Source organism: Nocardia sp. NRRL WC-3656, from assembly GCF_000720265.1.
GTDB lineage: Bacteria > Actinomycetota > Actinomycetes > Mycobacteriales > Mycobacteriaceae > Nocardia > Nocardia nova.
On the sequence record NZ_JOJF01000001.1, the window covers coordinates 348,738 to 368,392 of the forward strand.

Here is a 19,655-nt window from a genome sequence, read left to right on the forward strand (position 1 = left end):
CAACGGCTTTCAGTTCGGAACAGGGTTCGGATCGAGCGGCTTCGCCGGCACGGTCTTGGCGATCGTATTCGAAATCTCCTGCAGCGGAGAGGGTCCCGCCTTGGCGGGCATGGTCACGGCGATATAGGTGCCGCGGTCCACCGCGTACCAGGTGCCGGAGGTCACGCCGCTGGTCTGATCGCGCACCTCGAACCAGTTCACGCCGTTGACCACCTGCAGGGCGGACGCCTTGTCGAATTCCAGGGGCCGGTCCAGGCCGCAGCGCAGCACGATCGGATCGCCGCCGCCCGACAGCCGCCAGGCCGCGGTCGCGGGCGGAGCCGGTTGGGCGAGTTCGGATTTGGTGTAGTCGTCGCCGAGTGACTCCGGCAGTGCGGCCAGCAGAGCGGTGCAATCCTGGCTCGACGCGGCGGGCGCCGGTACCGAGCCCAGCGCCAGCGGCTCGCGACCGGCGGACTGCCGCGACATGGCCGCGATGACGAGGACGACGACGATCAGCGCCACCGGAAGTGCGACGGCGGTCGCGATCAGCGCCGGATGCAGTTGCGGGCCGGAGTCGTCGGAGGCCTGCTGGGCGGTGGATGCGGTGTCCGACGAGGCGTCGCGGTCCAAGTCGCCGCGATCGGTGGGTTCGGACTCTGCCGGCTGCGACTTCGAAGACTCGGCCTCATCCGCGTCCGTGCGGCCCGAGCCGTCGGCCGCATCGGACTCGGGGGTCTCGGGGGTCTCGGCCGCGGTCGGCGCGGAGTTCTCGGGCCGGTCGGTAGCGGGTTCCGGGTCGGCCGCGGCCGGAAGGCCGGGCTCGGACTCCGGTCGGTCGGGCTGCGGGGTGTCCGCTGTCGGCCGGTCCGTCTCGCTACTCATCCGGGATTCGTCTCCACTCGTGCCGGGTGGGCGTCGCGCCCGGCTGGTTGTCTGGAAATGCGTGTTCGAGGGTATCGAACGGCCGTCGGCGCGCTCCCGCGGCATCCGGGCGCCGCCGCGCCCGAGAGGAGGCCACAGCGGGCCGGTGCGGCTGCCCGGGCACAGGGTAGCGTCGGAGTGTGGTGTCCCCGGTGACGTGACCGGGTGTGAAGAAGGAGAGCGACATCACCGAGAGCGGCCCGCGCACCGTGCGCGACCTGGGCGAATTCGCATTGATCGAACGGATGAACGCCGGGCGTTCGTTCGGTGGCGGCGTCGAGCTGGGGCCCGGCGACGATGCGGCGGTGGTGGCGGCCCCGGCCGGGCGCTATGTGGTCAGTACCGACATGCTCGTACAGGATCGGCATTTCCGGCTGGACTGGTCGCGGCCGCAGGACATCGGGGCGAAGGCGATCGCGCAGAGTGCCGCCGACGTTGTCGCGATGGGTGCCGCGCCCAGCGCGTTCGTGGTGGCGCTGGGCTGTCCCGCCGAGACACCGGTGGCGTTCGTCGACGGGTTGGTCGACGGTATGTGGGCGGAGGCGCGGCGGGCCGGGGCCTCGATCGCCGGGGGCGATGTGGTGCGCAGCCCCCAGGTGGTGATCTCGGTGACCGCGTTCGGTGATCCGCGAGGCCGGACCGTGCTGCGCTCGGGGGCACGCGACGGCGATATCGTCGCGGTCGCCGGCCGGCTCGGCTGGTCGGCGGCCGGACTGGCGGCCCTGTCGGCCGGCGCCGAGCGGTTCGCCGATGTGATTGCCGCTCATCGGGTTCCGCGACCGCCGTACTCCGCCGTGCTGGAGTTGCCGGATGCCACCGAGATCACCGCGATGACCGATGTCTCCGACGGACTGCTCGCCGATCTGTCTCATATCGCCGAATCTTCCGGTGTGGCGGTCGATGTCGACTCGGCGGCCGTGGCGGATCCGGCGCTGTCGCCGGTCGCGGATGCGCTGCACGCCGATCCGCTCGGCTGGGTGCTCACCGGCGGTGAGGACCATGCCTTCGCCGCCACCTTCGGGGCCGGTACCGCGATCCCGCCGGGCTGGCGGGCGATCGGCCGGGTGTGCACCGGCTCCGGCGTTTTCGTCGACGGAGCGCGGTGGCCGGGGCCGCTGGGCTGGGAGTCGTTCGGAGGGGGCGAACAGCATGCGGCCCGATGATGCGACGGCGGGTGGGCGGCGTGACGACGCCGAGCCGCGGCGACTATCTTTTCCCGACATGGGCGCGAAACCACTGCCGCAGATCATCGATACGGGCTGGGCCGAGGCATTGGAACCGGTGGCCGACCGGATCGCCGAGATGGGCGAGTTCCTGCGGGCGGAAAATGCCGCTGGACGCGGATACTTCCCCAAGGGCGAGAACGTCTTACGCGCCTTCACCCGCCCCTTCGACAAGGTGCGCGTGCTGATCGTCGGACAGGACCCGTATCCGACCCCCGGTCATGCGATGGGCCTGAGTTTCTCGGTGGCGCCGGATGTTTCGCCGGTACCGCGCAGCCTGGCGAACATCTTCTCCGAGTATTCGCGCGATCTCGGCCATCCGACCCCGTCGTGCGGTGACCTCTCGCCGTGGTCGGATCAGGGTGTGCTGCTGCTGAACCGAGTGCTGACGGTCTCGCCCGGCCAGCCCGCATCGCATCGGGGCAAGGGCTGGGAAGCGGTGACCGAGCAGGCAATTCGCGCGCTCGTGGCCCGCGAGCAGCCGCTGGTGGCGATTCTGTGGGGCCGCGACGCCTCGACGTTGAAGCCGATGCTCGGCGATGTCCCGATCATCGAATCCGCCCATCCCTCACCGCTGTCGGCCTCGCGCGGTTTCTTCGGATCGAGGCCTTTCTCCCGCACCAACGAATTGCTCGGTACATTGGGGGCCGCCCCGGTCGATTGGCGCTTGCCCTGACCGTGGCGTAACAGTTCGAGCGAAACAGGAGCAGATGCATGCAGATCACATCCGTGCGCGGTGCCGTAGTCGCCGTCGCCGCCGGTGCGGCGGTCCTCGGCGCACCCGCGATAGCGCAGGCCGCGGGCCTGCCGCTGGAGCCGGCCACCCCGCAGGAAGAGGTCACCACCACTCAGCACGCGGGACCGGTGCTGGCCCTGTGGGATCCGCAGACAGGTTCGTCGTCGCTGTCGTCCAACGTCAATGCGCGCGGTCTGTGCATCTTCCAGAGCATCAGCGCGCAGGGCGGACTCGACTGCTTCAACGGCGCCCAGTAATCGGGCGGCGGGCGATCATCCGGATCTCGCTCGCCAGGGAGAACGGTTCGATTCGGCGGGCCTCGTCAGCGGCGAATCCGAACTTTCGATAGAAATTCCGGGCGCGTGGATTCTCCTCGAACACCCATAACGCGGTGTCGGTGTCGGGGAGGAGAATCGCACGCAGCAATTCCTGCGCGATGCCGGTGCCGTATCGGTCGGCCCGGACGTAGAGCGCATACAGTTCCCGATCGGCGACGCGCGGTTCGTCGCGAGGCGGGCCGGCGTGTGCGAATCCGAGGACGCGATCGCCGGGGGCGCGGGTGTCGTCGAGGGCCAGCACGATGGTGTGGGCCGTTCGGTCGGCCGCCGCGCTCTCGTCGATCGAGTCGATGAGCGCGGCCCACCGGGCGGCACGGCGGTCGATGTCGAAGGCGGCGAGCACGTGGTCGGGCACCAGGCCGCGATAAGCCTCCCGCCACGATTCGATATGGCAGACCGCCAGATCACGGGCGTATTCGGTGGACGCCGCCGCGATCCGCGGGCGGTGCGGGTTCACCATCGCGTCCCGCCGGGTGACGACATGACGCCGGGTGACCACATGACAACGCCCCGGTCACCCTGTGGGTGCGCCGGGGCGTCGAAGATGTCTACGCAGCTCAGCCGCGAACAACCTTTCCGGCCTTCAGGCAGGAGGTGCAGACGTTCATGCGGCGGGTGTTGCCGGGGGCAACCTGCGCACGAACGGTCTGGATGTTCGGGTTCCAGCGACGGTTGGTGCGCCGGTGCGAGTGCGAAACCGACTTACCGAAGCCGGGGCCCTTGGCGCAGACGTCGCAGACGGCAGCCATAGTCGCGAGCTCCTTCATGTCATGGGGGACCGCTGTCGGGGAGACAGCCTGTCCGGAAACTTTATCCTCAATGCCTACCAGCGCTACCGCCGGTCAACGCAACCGGGCAGCGGCCGCGTGAGGCAACCCTGCAAGAGTAGCGGCCGGTCGTATTCGATGTCCAATCGCCCCGGGGGGCGCCGCATGCGCCGATCCGCGGACGCGGCGCCGGCGCCGCCGGATCCCCGTCCTCACCGGGCTTCGCGTGTCGAGGCTGTCGGTGTGGACGACTACCCTGGCTGGCGGGTTCGACGGTGTGATCGCGGTGGCGGGAAGGACGGTGACGTGCGCGGGGTCCGGGAGAGGCTCGATGCGGCCGCACTGCGGCAGTGGGGCGCGCTGTGTGTGGAACACCTGCTCGCCCATCGCGAGGAGATCAACGCGCTGAACGTCTTCCCGGTGGCCGATTCCGACACCGGAACCAATCTACTCATCACCATGCGCGCCGCGCTCGCCGCGACGGAGATGCCCGACGACGCCGATCCGCCCGACGATGCCGCCGATCTGCTCGCTGCCACCGCCCGGGCCGCGACCGCCGCGGCGTGCGGGAATTCGGGCATCATCCTGTCGCAGGTCCTGCGAGGGCTGGCCGAATCGGCCGATCGGGACGGTCTCACCGCGGCCACGCTGCGTACCGCGTTGCGCCGGGCGGCGGTACTGGTCCGGGAATCGCTGAGCGAACCGGTCGAGGGCACCATGCTCACCGTGCTGGAGGCGGCGGCGGACCGCGCCGAGGACTGTGCGGAGGAGACGGTCGCCGCGGTGGCCGTGGCCGCCGCCGACGGCGCGGTGAAGGCGCTCGGCGAGACCCCGTCACAACTGGTGGTGTTGCGTGCGGCCGGTGTGGTCGATGCCGGGGCGCGCGGGCTGCTGGTCCTGCTGGACGCCCTCGTGGAGGTGTGTACCGGGAGCGCACCGGCGCGTCCGGTCTACCGAGTGACCGATTCCGCCCCCGCGCCGCGGGCCGCCGGGCCGGTGCGACGCGATGCTCCCGATGTCGATTCGCCGACCGCGCCGACGAACGACACTGCGGCGCAGACGGATTCGCCGGTTCGCCCCGAGACGATCCGGCCGGAGGCGCTCGCGGGCGACGGCTCCGTCGCGAGTCGCGGGGCACCGGCGGGTTTCGATCGCGCGCACATCACGAGTATGCGATCGCGAACCAACGATGCTGCGCTGTCGATGATCTCGCCGCAGAGTGAATCCGGCACGGAGGCCGTCCGGCACGCCGGGGCAGAGTCCGGCCGGCGAAATCGCGCGAGCGTGCCGCACTACGAGGTCATGTACCGGATCGGCGAGACCGATCCGGCGCGCATCGACCGGTTGCGTCGCGACCTTGCCGCGCTGGGAGATTCGGTGGTCGTCGTCGGCGACGGCGAGGGCAGCTGGTCGGCGCACGTGCATTGCGCCGATGCCGGCGCCGCGGTGGAGGCGGGCCTCGCCGCCGGCGCCCTGGGCAGTATTCGGATCGAGGGATTGTTCGGCACGTCCGTTGCCACGCAAGGACAGTCCGATCGAGGCATTCTCGCGATCGCCACCGGCGCCGGGGCGGTGCGGTTGTTCGAGGACTCCGGTGCCGTCGTGCTCACCGGTGCGGTGACCGCCGACCGGCTGCTGGCCGCCATCCGCGCGATGCCGCAGCGGGAGGTGCTCGTGCTGCCCAACGGGGCGCTGCCCGCGCCGGAGCTGGTGGCGCTCGGTATGGCCGCCCGGGACGGGTGGCGCGAGGTGATGATGCTGCCCAGCGGCTCCATGGTGCAGGGGCTGGCGGCCCTCGCCCTGCACGACAGCGGCAGCCTGGCCGTCGACGATGCGCTGACGATGTCGCAATCGGCGGCCAGCACCCGGTGGGGCGCGGTCCGCGTCGCCACCGAACGCGCGCTGACCATCGTCGGCACGTGCGAACAGGGCGACGGTCTCGGCCTGGTCGGCCACGACGTGGTCGTCATCGATCCGGACCTGCGCCGGGCCGCCCGCACCCTGCTCGATCGCATGCTCGGGCTGGGCGGGGAACTGGTGACGCTGCTGCTGGGCGCGCAGGCGCCCGCCGGATTGGCGGATGAACTCACCACACACATCACCACGGAATTTCCCGGCGTCGAAGTCGTCACCTACGACGGCGGACAGGCCGTGGACCTGGTCCAGATCGGGGTGGAGTAGATGGCGACACTGAGCGACCGGCTCGACCACGTGCTGGGGGTGAAGGCGGCCGAACCGCTGGCCGACGCCTTCGATATGCATATCGTCGAGGATCTGCTGCGCCACTATCCGCTGCGCTATGCCACCCAGGGGCAGCCGCTCACCGAGGAGGCCCCCGAGGAGGGCGCCCACATCACGGTGGTGGGCCGGGTGAGCAAGACCGAACTGCGGCCGATGCGGCAGCGCCGCGGCAAACTGCTCAAGGTGGAACTGGACACCGGCTCCGCGAAACCGGTGGAGATCACCTTTTTCAACGGCGACAAGGTGAGCTACCTCGTCAAACAGGGTGTCCGGGCCATGATGTCGGGCACTGTGCACTGGTGGCGGCCGGATCGCTGGAATCTGTCGCATCCGTCGTATCTGATCCTGCCCGAGACCGCCGAATCGGTGGACAGTCTGACCTCCGTGCGCGGCGGCGGCGCGCTGCGCGGTCTGGCGGAGAGCGCGAAAGGCGCCGGGGGAGTGGACATCTCGTTCTTCGAACGGGAGTACATTCCGGTGTATCCGGCGACCGCCAAGGTGCAGAGCTGGGACATCCTGGCGTGTGTGCGGCAGGTGCTCGACCAACTCGATCCGATCGACGATCCGCTGCCGCGGGATCTTCGCGAAGACCACGAACTGCTCCCCGTCTCGGATGCGCTGCGGCTGATCCATCTACCCGAACGGAAATCCGATATCGACCAGGCCCGGCAGCGGCTGCGTTTCGACGAGGCGCTGGCACTCCAGCTGGTACTGGCCCAACGCCGCCACGACGCGGCCGGGCGCACCGCGCGGCCGTGCCCGCCGCGTTCCGACGGCATCGCCGCCGAATTCGAACAGCGCCTGCCGTTCGAGCTGACGGCCGGCCAGAACAAGGTGATCGCCGAGATCTCCGGCGACCTCTCGCGCCCGCATCCCATGCACCGGCTGCTGCAGGGTGAGGTCGGTTCCGGTAAGACCATCGTCGCCCTGCACGCGATGCTGCAGGTGGTCGACGCCGGACTGCAGTGTGCGCTGCTGGCGCCGACGGAAGTCCTTGCCGCCCAGCACTATCGGTCGCTGCGGACCATGCTCGGCGATCTCGGTGCGGCGGGCGAACTGGGCGCCGCCGACCGGGCCACCAAGGTGGTGCTGCTGACCGGTTCGATGTCGGCGAGTGCGAAGAAGGCGGCACTGCTGGACGTGGTGACCGGGACGGCCGGCATCGTGATCGGCACACACGCGCTGATCCAGGACGCGGTCGAATTCTTCGACCTCGGCATGGTGATCGTCGACGAACAGCACCGCTTCGGCGTGGAGCAGCGAGATGCCTTGCGTGCCAAGGCGAAAGACGGCATCACCCCGCATCTGCTGGTGATGACCGCGACGCCGATTCCGCGCACCATCGCGATGACCACCCTCGGCGATCTGGAAACCTCCACCCTGACCGAGCTGCCGCGCGGGCGCTCACCGATCACCACCCGGGTAGTGCCCGCCCGGATGAAACCGGCGTGGGTCGAACGCGCCTGGGAACGGATCCGCGAGGAGGTGGCGGCGGGCCGGCAGGCGTATGTGGTGTGCTCCCGCATCGGCGACGAGGAGGACGACGGCGCAGCGAAGAAGGGCGCCAAGTCGAAAGGCAAGAGCCGGAAGCAAGCCGACGACGACACGGGCGAGGCGCCGACCACCCACGCCGCGATCGACGTGTTCGAGACGCTGCGCACCGGGCCGCTGGCCGACCTGCGGCTGGGCTTGTTGCACGGCCGGCTGCCGACCGACGACAAAGACCGCGTGATGCGCTCGTTCAACGACGGCGATATCGACGTGCTGGTCTGCACCACGGTCGTCGAGGTCGGCGTCGACGTGCCCAACGCGACCGTCATGGTCATCGTGGACGCCGATCGGTTCGGCGTCAGCCAGCTGCATCAGCTACGCGGCCGAGTCGGCCGGGGCAAACATCCGGGACTGTGCCTGCTCATCACCGAAACCTCGCCGATGGGCACGGCCATGGCGCGACTGGAGGCGGTGGCCGGCACGCTGGACGGCTTCGAACTGTCGGTACTCGATCTGCGACAGCGCCGGGAGGGCGATGTGCTGGGTTCCGCGCAGTCGGGTACCGCGCGCAGTTTGAAACTGCTCTCGCTGCTCGACGATCTCGACGTCATCACCACCGCCCAGGTGCTGGCGCGGGAGGTCGTGGACGCCGATCCGGGGCTGACCGACCATCCGGGCCTGGCGAATATGATGCATGCCGCCGTGGACTCCGAGCGACTGGAATATCTGGCGAAGTCCTGATCACCGGACCGCGGGCGGATACGGCAGATCGACGCTGGAGTTCTCGGTGACCGCCAGCGGGCGGCCGATCTGCGGGAACGCGCGCTGCGGACAGGCGGGCCGCTCGCACACCTTGCATCCGGCGCCGATCGGCACCGCGGCGGCCGGTTCGTCGAGTTGCAGGCCTTGCGAGTACACCAGCCGATCGGCGTATTCGATATCGCAGCCCAGCCCGACCGCGAATTCCTTGGTGGCGGTGCCGAAGCCGTGCGGACTGGGATAGGTCGTGCGCGCGATCCACAGATAGCGCCGGCCGTCCGGCATGGCCGCGACCTGCGTGAGGATCCGGCCGGGATGGGAAAACGCCTCGTGCACCACCCACAGCGGGCAACTGCCGCCCACCCGGGAGAAGTGAAACGCTGTGGCGGACTGGCGTTTCGAGATGTTGCCCGCGCGGTCGGTGCGGACGAAGAAGAACGGCACCCCGCGCTGTCCCTGCCGCTGCAGGGTGCTCAGCCGATGGCAGACCGTCTCGAAGCCGACCTCGAATCGCAGCGAGAGCAGGTCGATGTCGTAGGACAGTTCCTCGGCCGAGCGCAGGAACTTTCCGTACGGCAGCACCACCGCACCCGCGAAATAGTTGGCCAGTCCGACCCGGGCCAGGGCTCGCGATTCACCGACCAGCGACGGGGTGGCGTCGAGGACCTCGTCGAGCAGATCGCCGTGTAGCAGGAAGGCCAGTGTGGTGGCGATCTGGAATGCCCGCTGACCCGGGCGCAGCCGGCGCGCGAGGATGAGGGTGCGGGTCTCGGGGTCGTAGCGCCGTTTCGGGATGGCCGGGTCGGCGCCGTCGCCGCGGACCAGCACGGTGACACCGGCCCGCTCCTCGGCGACGCGGGCCAGTTGGCGATCGATCGATCCGATGGTCAGACCGCATTCGTCGAACAGCCGTTCGGCGGCCAGATCCAGCTGGGGAATGTGGTTGTGGTGGTCGTAGAAGAAATCGCGCACATCCTCGTATGGCATCGGGACACCGGGCGCACCGGTGGGGGTGGCGACCTTCGACGACAAGAGATCGAGCTGATCGGTGGTGGCGCGCAGGCGGCGATGCATGGCGACGATGGTCTTGGCGACCTCCGGTAGCCGGGTGGCGAGATCCTCGACCTCCGCGGCGGGTGGGGCGGTACCGCCGGCCGCTTCCACGAGCACCTCGTGCAGGTCCGAGACCAGCCGCGCGTCGGAGTCGGCGGCGAAGAACTGCACATCCAGATCGAAGGTTGAATTGAGTTTCAGGAGAACGGGAATCGTCAGAGGCCGCTGGTCACGTTCGAGCTGATTGAGATAGCTGGGCGAAAGCTCCAACGACTTGGCCAGGGCGGCCTGGGTCATCCGTCGTTCTTCGCGCAACCGCCGTAACCGGGCACCCGCATACATCTTGCGCACGCCGCAGATGCTACCTTCACGCCTTCGCAATCATTGCAATTTCGCTACTAGGCGCGCACAAAAATCTGCTGTTGCAAGGAGTTTTGATCAACTTCGATGATGCGTAGCGTGCGAAGTATGCGGCCGGATCCGGTAGGCCCGCGATAGCGGAAGTGCTGCTCGGCGGTGGTGAACTACCGGGTGGAAAAGGTTGCCGGAAAAGCTGCTGGGCCCCGAATTTTTCCGGCGGGCCGTCCGGTCGGCGACTCGCGTCCGGGCGAGTCGCCGACCGTGCGGCAGTAGCGCGTCACATTCGGCAGCACGCCACATGCAGCGGCGCGTCACTGCATCAGCGCACCAGCGCGGCCGCCTCGACCATATTGCGCAGCGACGCCTCCACCTCGGCGCGGCCGCGGGTTTTGAGGCCGCAGTCCGGATTCACCCACAACCGCTCCGCCGGAACGGCTTTCATCGCCTCACGCAGTGAATTCTCGATTTCGGCCACACTCGGAACCCGCGGTGAGTGGATGTCGTAGACACCGGGCCCGATACCGAGCGCGTACCCGGCGGCGGTGAGATCATCGAGGATCTCCATATGCGAGCGCGCCGCCTCCACCGACGTGACATCGGCGTCCAATGCCGCGATCGCGCCGATGATCTCGCCGAATTCGGAATAGCACAGATGAGTGTGGATCTGGGTGTCGTCGCGAACCCCGGCGGTGGCCAGGCGGAACGCGCCCACCGCCCAGTCCAGGTACGGCTGCTGATCACCGCGGCGCAGCGGCAGCAGCTCGCGCAGCGCGGGCTCGTCGACCTGGACGATACGGATTCCGGCGGCCTCCAGGTCCACCGTCTCGTCGCGAATGGCCAGCGCCACCTGCCGCGCGGTCTCGGCCAGTGGCTGATCGTCGCGCACGAACGACCACGCCAGAATCGTGACCGGGCCCGTGAGCATGCCCTTGACCGGCTTGCCGGTCAGCGATTGGGCGTAGGTGATCCACTCGACGGTCATCGGCGCGGTGCGAACGACATCGCCGTAGAGGATCGGCGGGCGCACGCAGCGGGTGCCGTAGGACTGCACCCAGCCGTTGTCGGTCGCGGCGAATCCTTCGAGTTGTTCGGCGAAGTACTGGACCATGTCGTTGCGCTCGGGTTCACCGTGCACGAGGACGTCGAGCCCCAGATTCTCCTGTAGCGCAATCACATCCGCGATCTCGGCGCGCATCCGCTCGCGATACTGCGCGTCGTCGATCGTGCCGGCGCGCAGCTCGGCGCGGGCGGTGCGGATCGCGGTGGTCTGCGGATAGGAGCCGATCGTGGTCGTGGGCAGCAGCGGCAGGCGCAGCTGTGCGCGCTGCAGCTCGCGACGGCGCTGCGCCGGTGCCCGCTGCGCCCGATCGTCGCCGAGGCCGGCGAGCCGGGCCCGCACGGCCGCGTTGTGCAGGCGCGGATCGCGGCGGCGGCTCTCGATCGCGGCGCGCGATGCGGCGAGCTCCGCGGCGACCGCGTCGGTGCCGGCGCCGACCGCGTGCGCCAATATCCGCACCTCGTCCATCTTCTCGGCGCCGAACGCCAGCCACGATCGCAACACCGGATCCAGGCCGGACTCCGCGGCCAGCGAATACGGCACATGCAGCAGCGAACTCGAGGTCGAGACCGCCAGCGCGCCGACCGAACCCAGCAGGGTCGCCAGCTCACTCAGCGCCGATTCCAGGTCCGTGCGCCAGATGTTGCGGCCGTCCACCACTCCGGCGACCACCAGCTTGTCCGCCAAGGCGGGAACCGCCGCGACCTCGGAAACGGTGGTGCCGGAACGGAAGTCCAGCGCCACGCCCTCGACCGGCGTGGCGGCCAGGGCGCTCAGTGCCGCGCCCGGGGAGCCGAAGTACGTGGACACCAGGATGCTCGGCCGGAGGTCCCCGGCGCTCACTTCGGCGTAGGTGGTGCGCACGGTGGCGAGCTCGGCCTCGGAGAGGTCACGCACCAGGGCCGGCTCGTCGATCTGGACCCAGGCGGCGCCCGCGTCGGCCAGCCGGTCCAGCAGCTCGCGGTAGAGCGGGATCAGCTCGGCCAGCCGGTCCATCGGCACGACGCCGTCGACACCCTTGGACAGGGCCAGGAAGGTCACCGGCCCGATCACCACCGGCCGTGCCGGGACGCCCAGCTCACGCGCCTCCCGCAGCTCGCCGAGCAGGGCCGACGGGTCGAGGGCGAACCGGGTGTCCGGGCCGATCTCCGGCACCAGATAGTGGTAGTTGGTGTCGAACCATTTGGTCATCTCCAGTGGTTCGATGCCCTCGGCGCCGCGCGCGGCCGCGAAATAGCGGTCCAGCGGATCGCCGAGGCCGGCGACCCGCGGCGGCAGCGCGCCGAGCATCGCCGCGGTATCGAGCATCTGGTCGTAGAACGAGAAGGTGCCCACCGGTACCGCGTCGAGTCCGGCGGCCTGCGCCGCCGACCAGCCCTGCGCGCGCAGCTGCCGGGCGACGCGCTCGAGTTCGGCGGCGTCGATCCGTCCGGCCCAGTAGCTTTCGACGGCACGTTTGAGTTCGCGCCGCGGCCCGATGCGCGGCAGGCCCAGAACCGTTGCGGTGAAGCGAGTATGCGTTGTGACAGTCACGGTGTTCTCCAAACTGGAAGCCACAGATCACCGCCGCACGACGGACGAAGCCCCGAAAAACACTGCCGCACCGGGGTATCCGGTGTGCCACGGGTCCGCCCACCCGATCCACGAGGCGGTGACCGCCGGATACGGCGTATCCGGCACAGCCGGCAGGTCTTCGGACTCACAGGCATCGGTCGTGCGGACCGGTCCGGAGAGGGCCCCGGATGTCGCCTACTGGCCGTCGCTTCCCGGAATGAATCCAGTGCTCATGACGGCGGTCGTTCCTGTTCACCGCTGCGGGACAGTCCCGGATTCTCACCGGGTTCCCTCTCGCCGGCCCGCGAGGACCGGTTTCGACGCTGCGCGCGACGCTCGGGGCTCCAACTCGTCGACGGCAGCGAACCAGCTGCGTTCCCGAGCGTAATCCACCGCGAGCGGCAGGGGAAACGCCGCCCGCCCGGCCGCATATGTTTCCGCTGGAAGAACACAACTTCGCAGACTCGCCGATCCGGTTTGTGAGGATGGCTGCGAAGCCGTATTCACTGTCCGGCCCCGCTCGCCGGGCAGGTACCTTTATCGAATGTTCTCCAAAGTGCTGGTCGCCAACCGCGGGGAAATCGCCATCCGTGCCTTCCGCGCCGCCTACGAACTCGGCATCGGCACCGTGGCGGTCTTTCCCTACGAAGATCGCAATTCGGTGCATCGCCTCAAGGCCGACGAGTCGTACCAGATCGGTGTCCCCGGACATCCGGTGCGCGCCTACCTCTCGATTCCCGAGATCATCAGCGCCGCCAAGTCCGCCGGCGCCGATGCGGTCTACCCCGGCTACGGCTTCCTGTCGGAGAATCCGGACCTCGCCGCGGCCTGTGCGGCCGAGGGCATCACCTTCATCGGCCCCTCGGCCGAGGTGCTCGAACTGACCGGTAACAAGGCGCGGGCCATCGCGGCGGCGAAGGCGGCCGGGCTCCCGGTGCTGAACTCCAGCGCCCCCTCGGCCGATGTCGAGGAGCTGCTGCGGGCCTCGGAGGAGATGGACTTCCCGGTGTTCGTGAAGGCCGTCGCCGGCGGTGGCGGTCGCGGTATGCGCCGGGTGGCGGATCGGGTGCAACTGCGCGAGGCGATCGAGGCCGCCATGCGCGAGGCGGAATCGGCGTTCGGAGACGCGACGGTCTTCCTCGAGCAGGCGGTGATCAACCCGCGGCATATCGAGGTGCAGATCCTGGCCGATCAGCACGGCAACGTCATGCATCTGTTCGAGCGCGACTGTTCGCTGCAGCGGCGGCATCAGAAGGTGATCGAGCTGGCGCCCGCGCCGAATCTGGAACCCGCACTGCGCGAACGTATTTGCGCCGACGCGGTGGCGTTCGCGCGCCAGATCGGGTACTCGTGCGCGGGCACCGTGGAGTTCCTGCTCGACGAGCGCGGCCATCACGTGTTCATCGAGATGAACCCGCGGATCCAGGTCGAGCACACGGTGACCGAGGAGATCACCGATGTGGATCTGGTGCAGTCGCAGTTGCGCATCGCGTCCGGCGAGTCGCTGGCGGATCTGGGGCTGAGTCAGGACAGCGTGTCGATTCACGGTGCCGCGCTGCAGTGCCGGATCACGACCGAGGATCCGGCCAACGGATTCCGTCCCGACACCGGCCGCATCACCGCCTACCGCTCGCCCGGCGGCGGTGGCATCCGGCTCGACGGCGGTGCGAATCTCGGCGCCGAGGTCGGCGCCCACTTCGACTCCATGCTGGTCAAGCTGACCTGTCGCGGCCGCGACTTCGGCGCGGCGGTGGCACGGGCCCGGCGCGCGGTGGCGGAATTCCGCATCCGCGGCGTGGCCACCAACATCCCGTTCCTGCAGGCCGTGCTCGACGATCCGGATTTCCGCGCCGGACGCATCACCACCTCGTTCATCGACGAGCGGCCCGAGCTGCTGACCCAGCGCGGTTCGGCCGACCGCGGCACCCGCATCCTGCGCTATCTGGCCGACGTGACGGTGAACAAGCCGCACGGTGAGCGGCCGACGGCGGTATATCCGCACGACAAGCTGCCGGCGATCGATCTGAGTGCGCCGCCGCCGGACGGCACCCGCCAGCGTCTGCTCGAACTGGGACCCGAGGGTTTCGCGCGGTGGTTGCGGGAGCGCGACGCGGTCGGCGTCACCGACACCACGTTCCGCGACGCCCATCAGTCGCTGCTCGCGACGCGGGTGCGCACGCGCGGACTGCTGACCGTCGCCGGGCACGTGGCGCGGATGACCCCGGAACTGCTCTCGGTCGAATGCTGGGGTGGCGCGACCTACGATGTGGCGCTGCGCTTCCTGTACGAGGACCCGTGGGAGCGGCTGGCCGCGCTGCGGGAGGCGATTCCGAACATCTGCTTGCAGATGCTGCTGCGCGGGCGCAACACCGTCGGGTACACACCGTATCCGGAGCAGGTGACGCGGGCGTTCGTGCGCGAGGCCACCGACACCGGTATCGACATCTTCCGGATCTTCGACGCACTGAACAATGTGGATCAGATGCGGCCGGCGATCGACGCGGTACGCGAGACCGGCACCGCGCTGGCCGAGGTCGCGATGTCCTATACCGGTGATCTGTCGAATCCGGGCGAGAACCTCTACACCCTCGACTACTACCTGAAGCTCGCCGAGCAGATCGTCGAGGCCGGCGCGCACGTGATCGGCATCAAGGACATGGCCGGGCTGCTGCGGGCGCCGGCCGCGCACACGCTGGTGACCGCGCTGCGCAGTAACTTCGACCTGCCGGTGCACGTGCACACCCACGACACTCCGGGCGGGCAGCTCGCCACCTACCTGGCCGCCTGGCAGGCCGGCGCGGACGCCGTGGACGGGGCGAGTGCGCCGATGGCAGGCACCACGAGCCAGCCCGCGCTCTCGGCGATCGTCGCCGCGGCCGCGCATTCGCCCTACGACACCGGGCTGAACCTCGATGCCGTGTGCGATCTCGAGCCGTACTGGGAGGCGCTGCGAAAGGTGTACGCGCCCTTCGAATCCGGGTTGCCGGGGCCGACGGGCCGGGTGTACCACCACGAGATCCCGGGTGGGCAGTTGTCGAATCTGCGGCAGCAGGCCATCGCACTCGGGCTGGGCGACCGGTTCGAAGAGGTCGAGGCGAAATACGCGGCCGCCGATCGGCTGCTGGGCCGGCTGGTGAAGGTCACCCCGTCCTCCAAGGTGGTCGGCGATCTGGCCCTGTCGCTGGTCGGATCGGGCGTGGACGTGGACGATTTCGCCACCGACCCCGCGCGCTACGACATCCCGGACTCGGTTATCGGTTTCCTGCGTGGCGAACTCGGTACCCCGGCGGGCGGCTGGCCCGAACCCTTCCGCAGCCGCGCCCTCGAAGGTCGCGGTCCGGCGAAGCCGGAAGTGCCGCTGACCACGGAAGACGCCGCGGCACTGGACGGTTCGTCACAGCAGCGCCGAGAGACGTTGAACCGGTTGCTGTTTCCCGCTCCGACCGCGGAATTCCTAGCGCATCGGGAGAAGTACGGCGACACCACCGGATTGTCGGCGAACCAGTTCTTCTACGGTCTGCGCCACGGTGAGGAACACCGCGTCGAACTGGAGAAGGGCGTCACTCTGCTCATCGGCCTCGAGGCGATCTCGGAGCCGGACGAGCGCGGCATGCGCACGGTGATGTGCATTCTCAACGGGCAGCTGCGTCCGGTACAGGTGCGCGACCGCTCGATCGCCAGCGAGGTTCCGGTGGCGGAGAAGGCCGACAAGAACAACGCCGGCCACATCGCCGCACCCTTCGCCGGTGTCGTCACCCTGACTGTCGGCGAGGGCGACACGGTCGCCGCCGGTGACACGGTCGGCACCATCGAGGCCATGAAGATGGAGGCCGCCATCACCGCATCCCGCGCGGGAGTCGTCGCCCGCGTGGCGATCGGCACGGTGCAGCAGGTGGAAGGCGGCGACCTGCTGGTGGAACTGCGCATGAACGAGACATCGGCCGAATGACGGTGCCGGTCAGCCACATTCGCGCGCGGGGCGAGGGCCGGCCGTGATCGGTCACGGACCGGCTCGCGCTTGCCCTCGGCTTGCCGTGGCGGAGGGATCGCGGTGACCCGGATCGTCGCGGGCACGGCCGGCGGTCGGCGGCTGCGGGTTCCGCCCGCGGGGACCAGGCCGACCTCGGACCGGGTGCGGGAAGCGCTGTTCAACGCGCTTTCCGCGCGCATGGATTTCGACGGCATCCGGGTACTCGACCTCTATGCCGGGTCCGGGGCCCTCGGTCTGGAGGCGCTGTCGCGCGGTGCGTCCCATGCGCTGCTGATCGAATCCGATCGCAAGGCGGCCGCGGTGATTCGCGGCAATATCGCGGATCTCGAGGTCCCGGGCGCCGAATTGCGCCCGGGCACAGTCGCTTCCGTCCTCGCGACGGCACCCGCCGAACCGTACGACCTGGTGCTGTCCGACCCGCCCTACGCAGTCGCCGACGCCGCTGTCGAGGCCGACCTGCGGGCGTTGTCGGCCAACGGCTGGCTGTACGGGGACGCGCTGATCGTCGTCGAGCGGTCGGCGCGATCAGCGGAAACGGCATGGCCCGCAGGTTATTCGGCGTTGAAGTCGCGCCGATACGGCGAAACTCGCGTCGATCTGGCGGAATACCACGGGTAATCCCCGACCCCGGGCTCGGTCGACGGTCGTTCCGCCGGCAAGGCCTGCCGCCGCGGTGGCTCCCGCCGCCGCGACGACCGACTCAGCCGCGGCGTTCGGCGATGCGGGCGAGCAGACGTTTGTGCACGGCCGGCGGCAACATGCCGGTGACGTCGCCGCCGAAGGTCGCCACCTCCTTGACCAGGGAGCTGGACAGGAAGCTCAGCGCCGGGTTGGTTGCCAGGAAGTAGGTGTCGACGCCCGAGAGGTGCTTGTTCATCTGGGCCATCTGCATCTCGTATCCGAGATCGGTGGCATCGCGCAGACCCTTGACCATGGCGGTGATGCCCTGTTCGCGAGCGAAATCGACCAGCAGCCCGTACCAGGACTCGATCCGTACGTTGGGCAGATCGGCGGTCGCCTCGCGCAACATCTCGATCCGCTCGTCGACGCTGAACATGCCCTGCTTGCTCTTGTTGATCATCACGGTCACGACGACCTCGTCGAACTGCGCGGCCGCGCGCGAGATGACGTCGATATGCCCGTTGGTCACCGGATCGAAGGACCCGGGGCACAGTGCTCCTGCCATGCAGCGACGCTAACAGGTCGGGGCGGGCCGAGCCGATCGTGGTCGTCACAGCGCACGCAGCCGCAGTGGCGTCGGCGCCGGGAGGGGCGCGGGGCGAATGTAACCGCGGGGGCGCTGCTCGCGGGCCCGGCTCAGCGCGGCGTGTACGTGCTCCGCGGTGCCGCCGGTACTCAAACCGCGCCAGGTGGTGCGGACCGGCTGAAATCCGTAGCGCCGCAACACCGCATCCGGCGGGCGGCGCGACGGGCCGCCATGGGCCCACGCTCTGCTCGGCCGGTTTCCGTCGACCTCGAGCACCACCCCGGTTCGGCCGAGATACAGGTCGGCCGTCCCCAGCACTCTCCCGTCCTCGGCATGGATCACTCCACCCGCGGCCGCCGGCGGGAAGCCGAGCAGCCGCAGCAGCACCCGGATCCGGGAGTGGTCGACTCCGGCGCTGCGCGGATCGAGGAAACCGATCACGTGCCGGGCGCCGTCGACGCCGCGCCGGCCCCGGGCACAGGCCAGTTCGCGTGCCAATGCCGGTGCGGTGATGCCGAATTCGCGAGCGAGGGCATCGCCGACGACGACCGCCGATTCGAACGGAAGGGTGCGGGCCAGATCGATGACCGTGCGGGCGGGACTGGTCACCAGCAGCCCGTGCCGTTCGGCCACTACGGTGACGGGTGCGCAATGCACCTGCAGATTCGGTTTGATGCGCCCGCCGTGGCGTCGATTGCGTGTCACGTGCACACGGTCCAGCAGTGCCGGCGACATCGGCGCACCCAGCATGACCGCCGCCGATTGGTGGCTCACCACGGCATCGGCCGCCATCTCCGGCAGCAGTGCCGCCACCGCCAGCCGGTGCCGTGCCACGCCGTCCAATTCCGCGAGTAGCGAGGCCTCGGCGTACGCCCCGCGCCGCACCCGCCGCCAACTCCCGATCGCGCACCGCCGCCGGATCTCGTCGTCGCCGACCCCCGCCGAGACCGCGTCTCGGCGCCGGTGCAGCCCGGCGACCCCGCCCTGCACCGTTGACCGGCTTGCGCGGCACAAGGTTTCGGCACGCGTGTCGCGGTGCGTCATTGCGGGTCCTGGTACGGCCGGGTTCGGCGCGGGTGCGGGAGAAGAGGACAGGGGACCGGTACCCGCGGGCGCGGGGAAGTGGCCGAGCGCAGACCCGCCCGCCAGATGGTGGGGCTTCCCGGACAGTGGTTCTCCGAACGGTGGTGCATTGCCGAACCTCCCACGATGAGAACTCGCAACGACGTTTGCTGAGTTAGGACGTGGGGTAAGGAGACTCGGTTCCTTGCACAGATGACCAGGTTGCAGCCGCACCCCGTGCAGGAATGCCCGGCGATCGGAACACCGCGATCAGAACAGTCAGAACACCCAGAGCCGCAGCGTGAGGAAGCGCAGGGTGCCGACTCCGGCGGTGATGCCGATGACGGCGATCGCCTCGGCGACGTCGTCGAGGCCGGGCGCCGCGATGTCGAGCACCGCCAGCGCCCCCGAGGTGATGGCGAGTCCGGCCAGCGCCAGTCCGCCGCCCTCGAGTTGGGCGGCGAGCCAGCCGACCCGGTCGGCGGCGTGGAAGGTGAGGCGGCGGTGCAGTTCGTTGGCGAGTGCCGTGCTGACGATGGATCCGGTCAGGTTGGCCAGCTGCGGCCCGCCGCTGTAGCAGGCCAAGAAGAGCAGGAAGTAGCCGATATTGCTGAAACCGCCGACCAGCGCGAACCGGACGAGTTGCGACAGCCAGTGGTCCCCGCGCAGGTAGTCGGCGAAGCGCGAGGCTAGGCGGCGGACAACGGGCGGGGACTGCTGCGGCTCCGGCGTCTCGGCCGGCAGTTCGCTGCGCACGATGGATACGCCCGGATCGGGCTGTGGGTTCACCCACATACCCGGAGGTGCCGGATAAAGGACAACCATGGTCGTTCCGATCGCACAGTGCCGGACTCCGAGGGCGACGGGTTCCGGCTGGTCTACCGCTCAGTAGAAAAAGATAGCACCAAGCGGA

15 protein-coding genes and 1 riboswitch are annotated in these 19,655 nt (G+C 69.4%); of the genes, 7 read left to right on the top strand and 8 right to left on the bottom strand.

Annotated elements, in window-relative coordinates:
* Positions 1-9 precede the first annotated feature (9 nt).
* Entirely contained in the window at positions 10-864 is an 855-nt protein-coding gene (locus tag IG65_RS0101715) for a DUF3515 family protein (RefSeq protein ID WP_081879185.1), read from the bottom strand.
* 206 nt (positions 865-1,070) lie between these two features.
* Between IG65_RS0101715 and IG65_RS0101720 the strand changes: the two genes are divergently transcribed.
* The 3 genes from IG65_RS0101720 to IG65_RS0101730 are packed head-to-tail and all read left to right on the top strand — an operon-like array spanning position 1,071 to position 3,119.
* Positions 1,071-2,066: a thiamine-phosphate kinase gene (locus IG65_RS0101720; RefSeq protein WP_255359439.1), complete on the top strand. Its 996-nt coding sequence runs from the start codon at positions 1,071-1,073 to the stop codon at positions 2,064-2,066.
* A 58-nt stretch (positions 2,067-2,124) separates the two neighbouring features.
* Positions 2,125-2,802 (top strand): uracil-DNA glycosylase, encoded by a 678-nt coding sequence (locus IG65_RS0101725; protein WP_030513010.1) that lies wholly within the window; start codon positions 2,125-2,127, stop codon positions 2,800-2,802.
* Between the two features lie 38 nt (positions 2,803-2,840).
* Positions 2,841-3,119: a hypothetical protein gene (locus IG65_RS0101730; protein WP_030513011.1), complete on the top strand. Its 279-nt coding sequence runs from the start codon at positions 2,841-2,843 to the stop codon at positions 3,117-3,119.
* Here the strand turns inward: IG65_RS0101730 and IG65_RS0101735 are convergent.
* Positions 3,103-3,699 carry a GNAT family N-acetyltransferase gene (locus IG65_RS0101735; RefSeq protein WP_156055457.1) on the bottom strand — a complete coding sequence of 199 codons (597 nt, stop codon included), beginning with the start codon at positions 3,697-3,699 and terminating at the stop codon, positions 3,103-3,105. The genes IG65_RS0101730 and IG65_RS0101735 overlap by 17 nt on opposite strands.
* Positions 3,700-3,757: 58 nt before the next feature.
* Positions 3,758-3,949, bottom strand: a complete 192-nt coding sequence (rpmB, locus tag IG65_RS36600; RefSeq protein WP_011210730.1) for a 50S ribosomal protein L28 — start codon at positions 3,947-3,949, stop codon at positions 3,758-3,760.
* A 324-nt stretch (positions 3,950-4,273) separates the two neighbouring features.
* Here rpmB and IG65_RS0101740 point away from each other — a divergent pair, with 324 nt between their 5' ends.
* Together IG65_RS0101740 and recG are read left to right on the top strand one after the other, a co-directional pair.
* Complete coding sequence (locus tag IG65_RS0101740) at positions 4,274-6,148, top strand: DAK2 domain-containing protein (RefSeq protein WP_030513013.1); 1,875 nt, start codon at positions 4,274-4,276, stop codon at positions 6,146-6,148.
* Complete coding sequence (recG, locus tag IG65_RS0101745) at positions 6,149-8,440, top strand: ATP-dependent DNA helicase RecG (protein WP_030513014.1); 2,292 nt, start codon at positions 6,149-6,151, stop codon at positions 8,438-8,440.
* Here recG and IG65_RS0101750 read toward each other — a convergent pair whose 3' ends face one another.
* Positions 8,441-9,853 (bottom strand): short-chain fatty acyl-CoA regulator family protein, encoded by a 1,413-nt coding sequence (locus IG65_RS0101750; protein ID WP_051755208.1) that lies wholly within the window; start codon positions 9,851-9,853, stop codon positions 8,441-8,443. It abuts the gene before it with no gap.
* 337 nt (positions 9,854-10,190) lie between these two features.
* On the bottom strand, positions 10,191-12,461 hold the full coding sequence (gene metE, locus IG65_RS0101755) for a 5-methyltetrahydropteroyltriglutamate--homocysteine S-methyltransferase (protein WP_030513016.1): 2,271 nt from the start codon (positions 12,459-12,461) through the stop codon (positions 10,191-10,193).
* Between the two features lie 133 nt (positions 12,462-12,594).
* Positions 12,595-12,813: riboswitch (cobalamin riboswitch) on the bottom strand.
* A gap of 213 nt (positions 12,814-13,026) precedes the next feature.
* On the opposite strand from metE, the gene IG65_RS0101760 reads away from it, so the two are divergent.
* Both IG65_RS0101760 and rsmD read left to right on the top strand, forming a co-directional pair.
* A complete protein-coding gene (locus IG65_RS0101760) occupies positions 13,027-16,431 on the top strand; it encodes a pyruvate carboxylase (RefSeq protein ID WP_030513017.1) in 3,405 nt (1,134 codons plus the stop codon).
* Between the two features lie 102 nt (positions 16,432-16,533).
* Complete coding sequence (gene rsmD, locus IG65_RS0101765) at positions 16,534-17,091, top strand: 16S rRNA (guanine(966)-N(2))-methyltransferase RsmD (protein WP_030513018.1); 558 nt, start codon at positions 16,534-16,536, stop codon at positions 17,089-17,091.
* A gap of 82 nt (positions 17,092-17,173) precedes the next feature.
* Here the strand turns inward: rsmD and coaD are convergent, their stop codons facing one another.
* From coaD to IG65_RS0101780, 3 genes are all read right to left on the bottom strand, one after another.
* On the bottom strand, positions 17,174-17,659 hold the full coding sequence (coaD, locus tag IG65_RS0101770) for a pantetheine-phosphate adenylyltransferase (RefSeq protein ID WP_030513019.1): 486 nt from the start codon (positions 17,657-17,659) through the stop codon (positions 17,174-17,176).
* A 45-nt stretch (positions 17,660-17,704) separates the two neighbouring features.
* Positions 17,705-18,724, bottom strand: coding sequence for a hypothetical protein (locus IG65_RS0101775; protein WP_231509006.1), 1,020 nt, complete (start codon positions 18,722-18,724; stop codon positions 17,705-17,707).
* A gap of 297 nt (positions 18,725-19,021) precedes the next feature.
* Positions 19,022-19,537, bottom strand: coding sequence for a GtrA family protein (locus IG65_RS0101780; protein ID WP_081879188.1), 516 nt, complete (start codon positions 19,535-19,537; stop codon positions 19,022-19,024).
* Positions 19,538-19,655 lie beyond the last annotated feature (118 nt).

What these genes read in the sequence shown, in the direction of transcription:
- IG65_RS0101715 (WP_081879185.1), bottom strand. Translation starts at nt 864, where the DNA reads ATGAGTAGCGAGACGGACCGGCCGACAGCGGACACCCCGCAGCCCGAC.
- IG65_RS0101725 (WP_030513010.1), top strand. Translation starts at nt 2,125, where the DNA reads ATGGGCGCGAAACCACTGCCGCAGATCATCGATACGGGCTGGGCCGAG.
- IG65_RS0101730 (WP_030513011.1), top strand. Translation starts at nt 2,841, where the DNA reads ATGCAGATCACATCCGTGCGCGGTGCCGTAGTCGCCGTCGCCGCCGGT.
- rpmB (WP_011210730.1), bottom strand. Translation starts at nt 3,949, where the DNA reads ATGGCTGCCGTCTGCGACGTCTGCGCCAAGGGCCCCGGCTTCGGTAAG.
- recG (WP_030513014.1), top strand. Translation starts at nt 6,149, where the DNA reads ATGGCGACACTGAGCGACCGGCTCGACCACGTGCTGGGGGTGAAGGCG.
- IG65_RS0101750 (WP_051755208.1), bottom strand. Translation starts at nt 9,853, where the DNA reads ATGTATGCGGGTGCCCGGTTACGGCGGTTGCGCGAAGAACGACGGATG.
- IG65_RS0101760 (WP_030513017.1), top strand. Translation starts at nt 13,027, where the DNA reads ATGTTCTCCAAAGTGCTGGTCGCCAACCGCGGGGAAATCGCCATCCGT.
- coaD (WP_030513019.1), bottom strand. Translation starts at nt 17,659, where the DNA reads ATGGCAGGAGCACTGTGCCCCGGGTCCTTCGATCCGGTGACCAACGGG.
- IG65_RS0101775 (WP_231509006.1), bottom strand. Translation starts at nt 18,724, where the DNA reads ATGACGCACCGCGACACGCGTGCCGAAACCTTGTGCCGCGCAAGCCGG.
- IG65_RS0101780 (WP_081879188.1), bottom strand. Translation starts at nt 19,537, where the DNA reads ATGTGGGTGAACCCACAGCCCGATCCGGGCGTATCCATCGTGCGCAGC.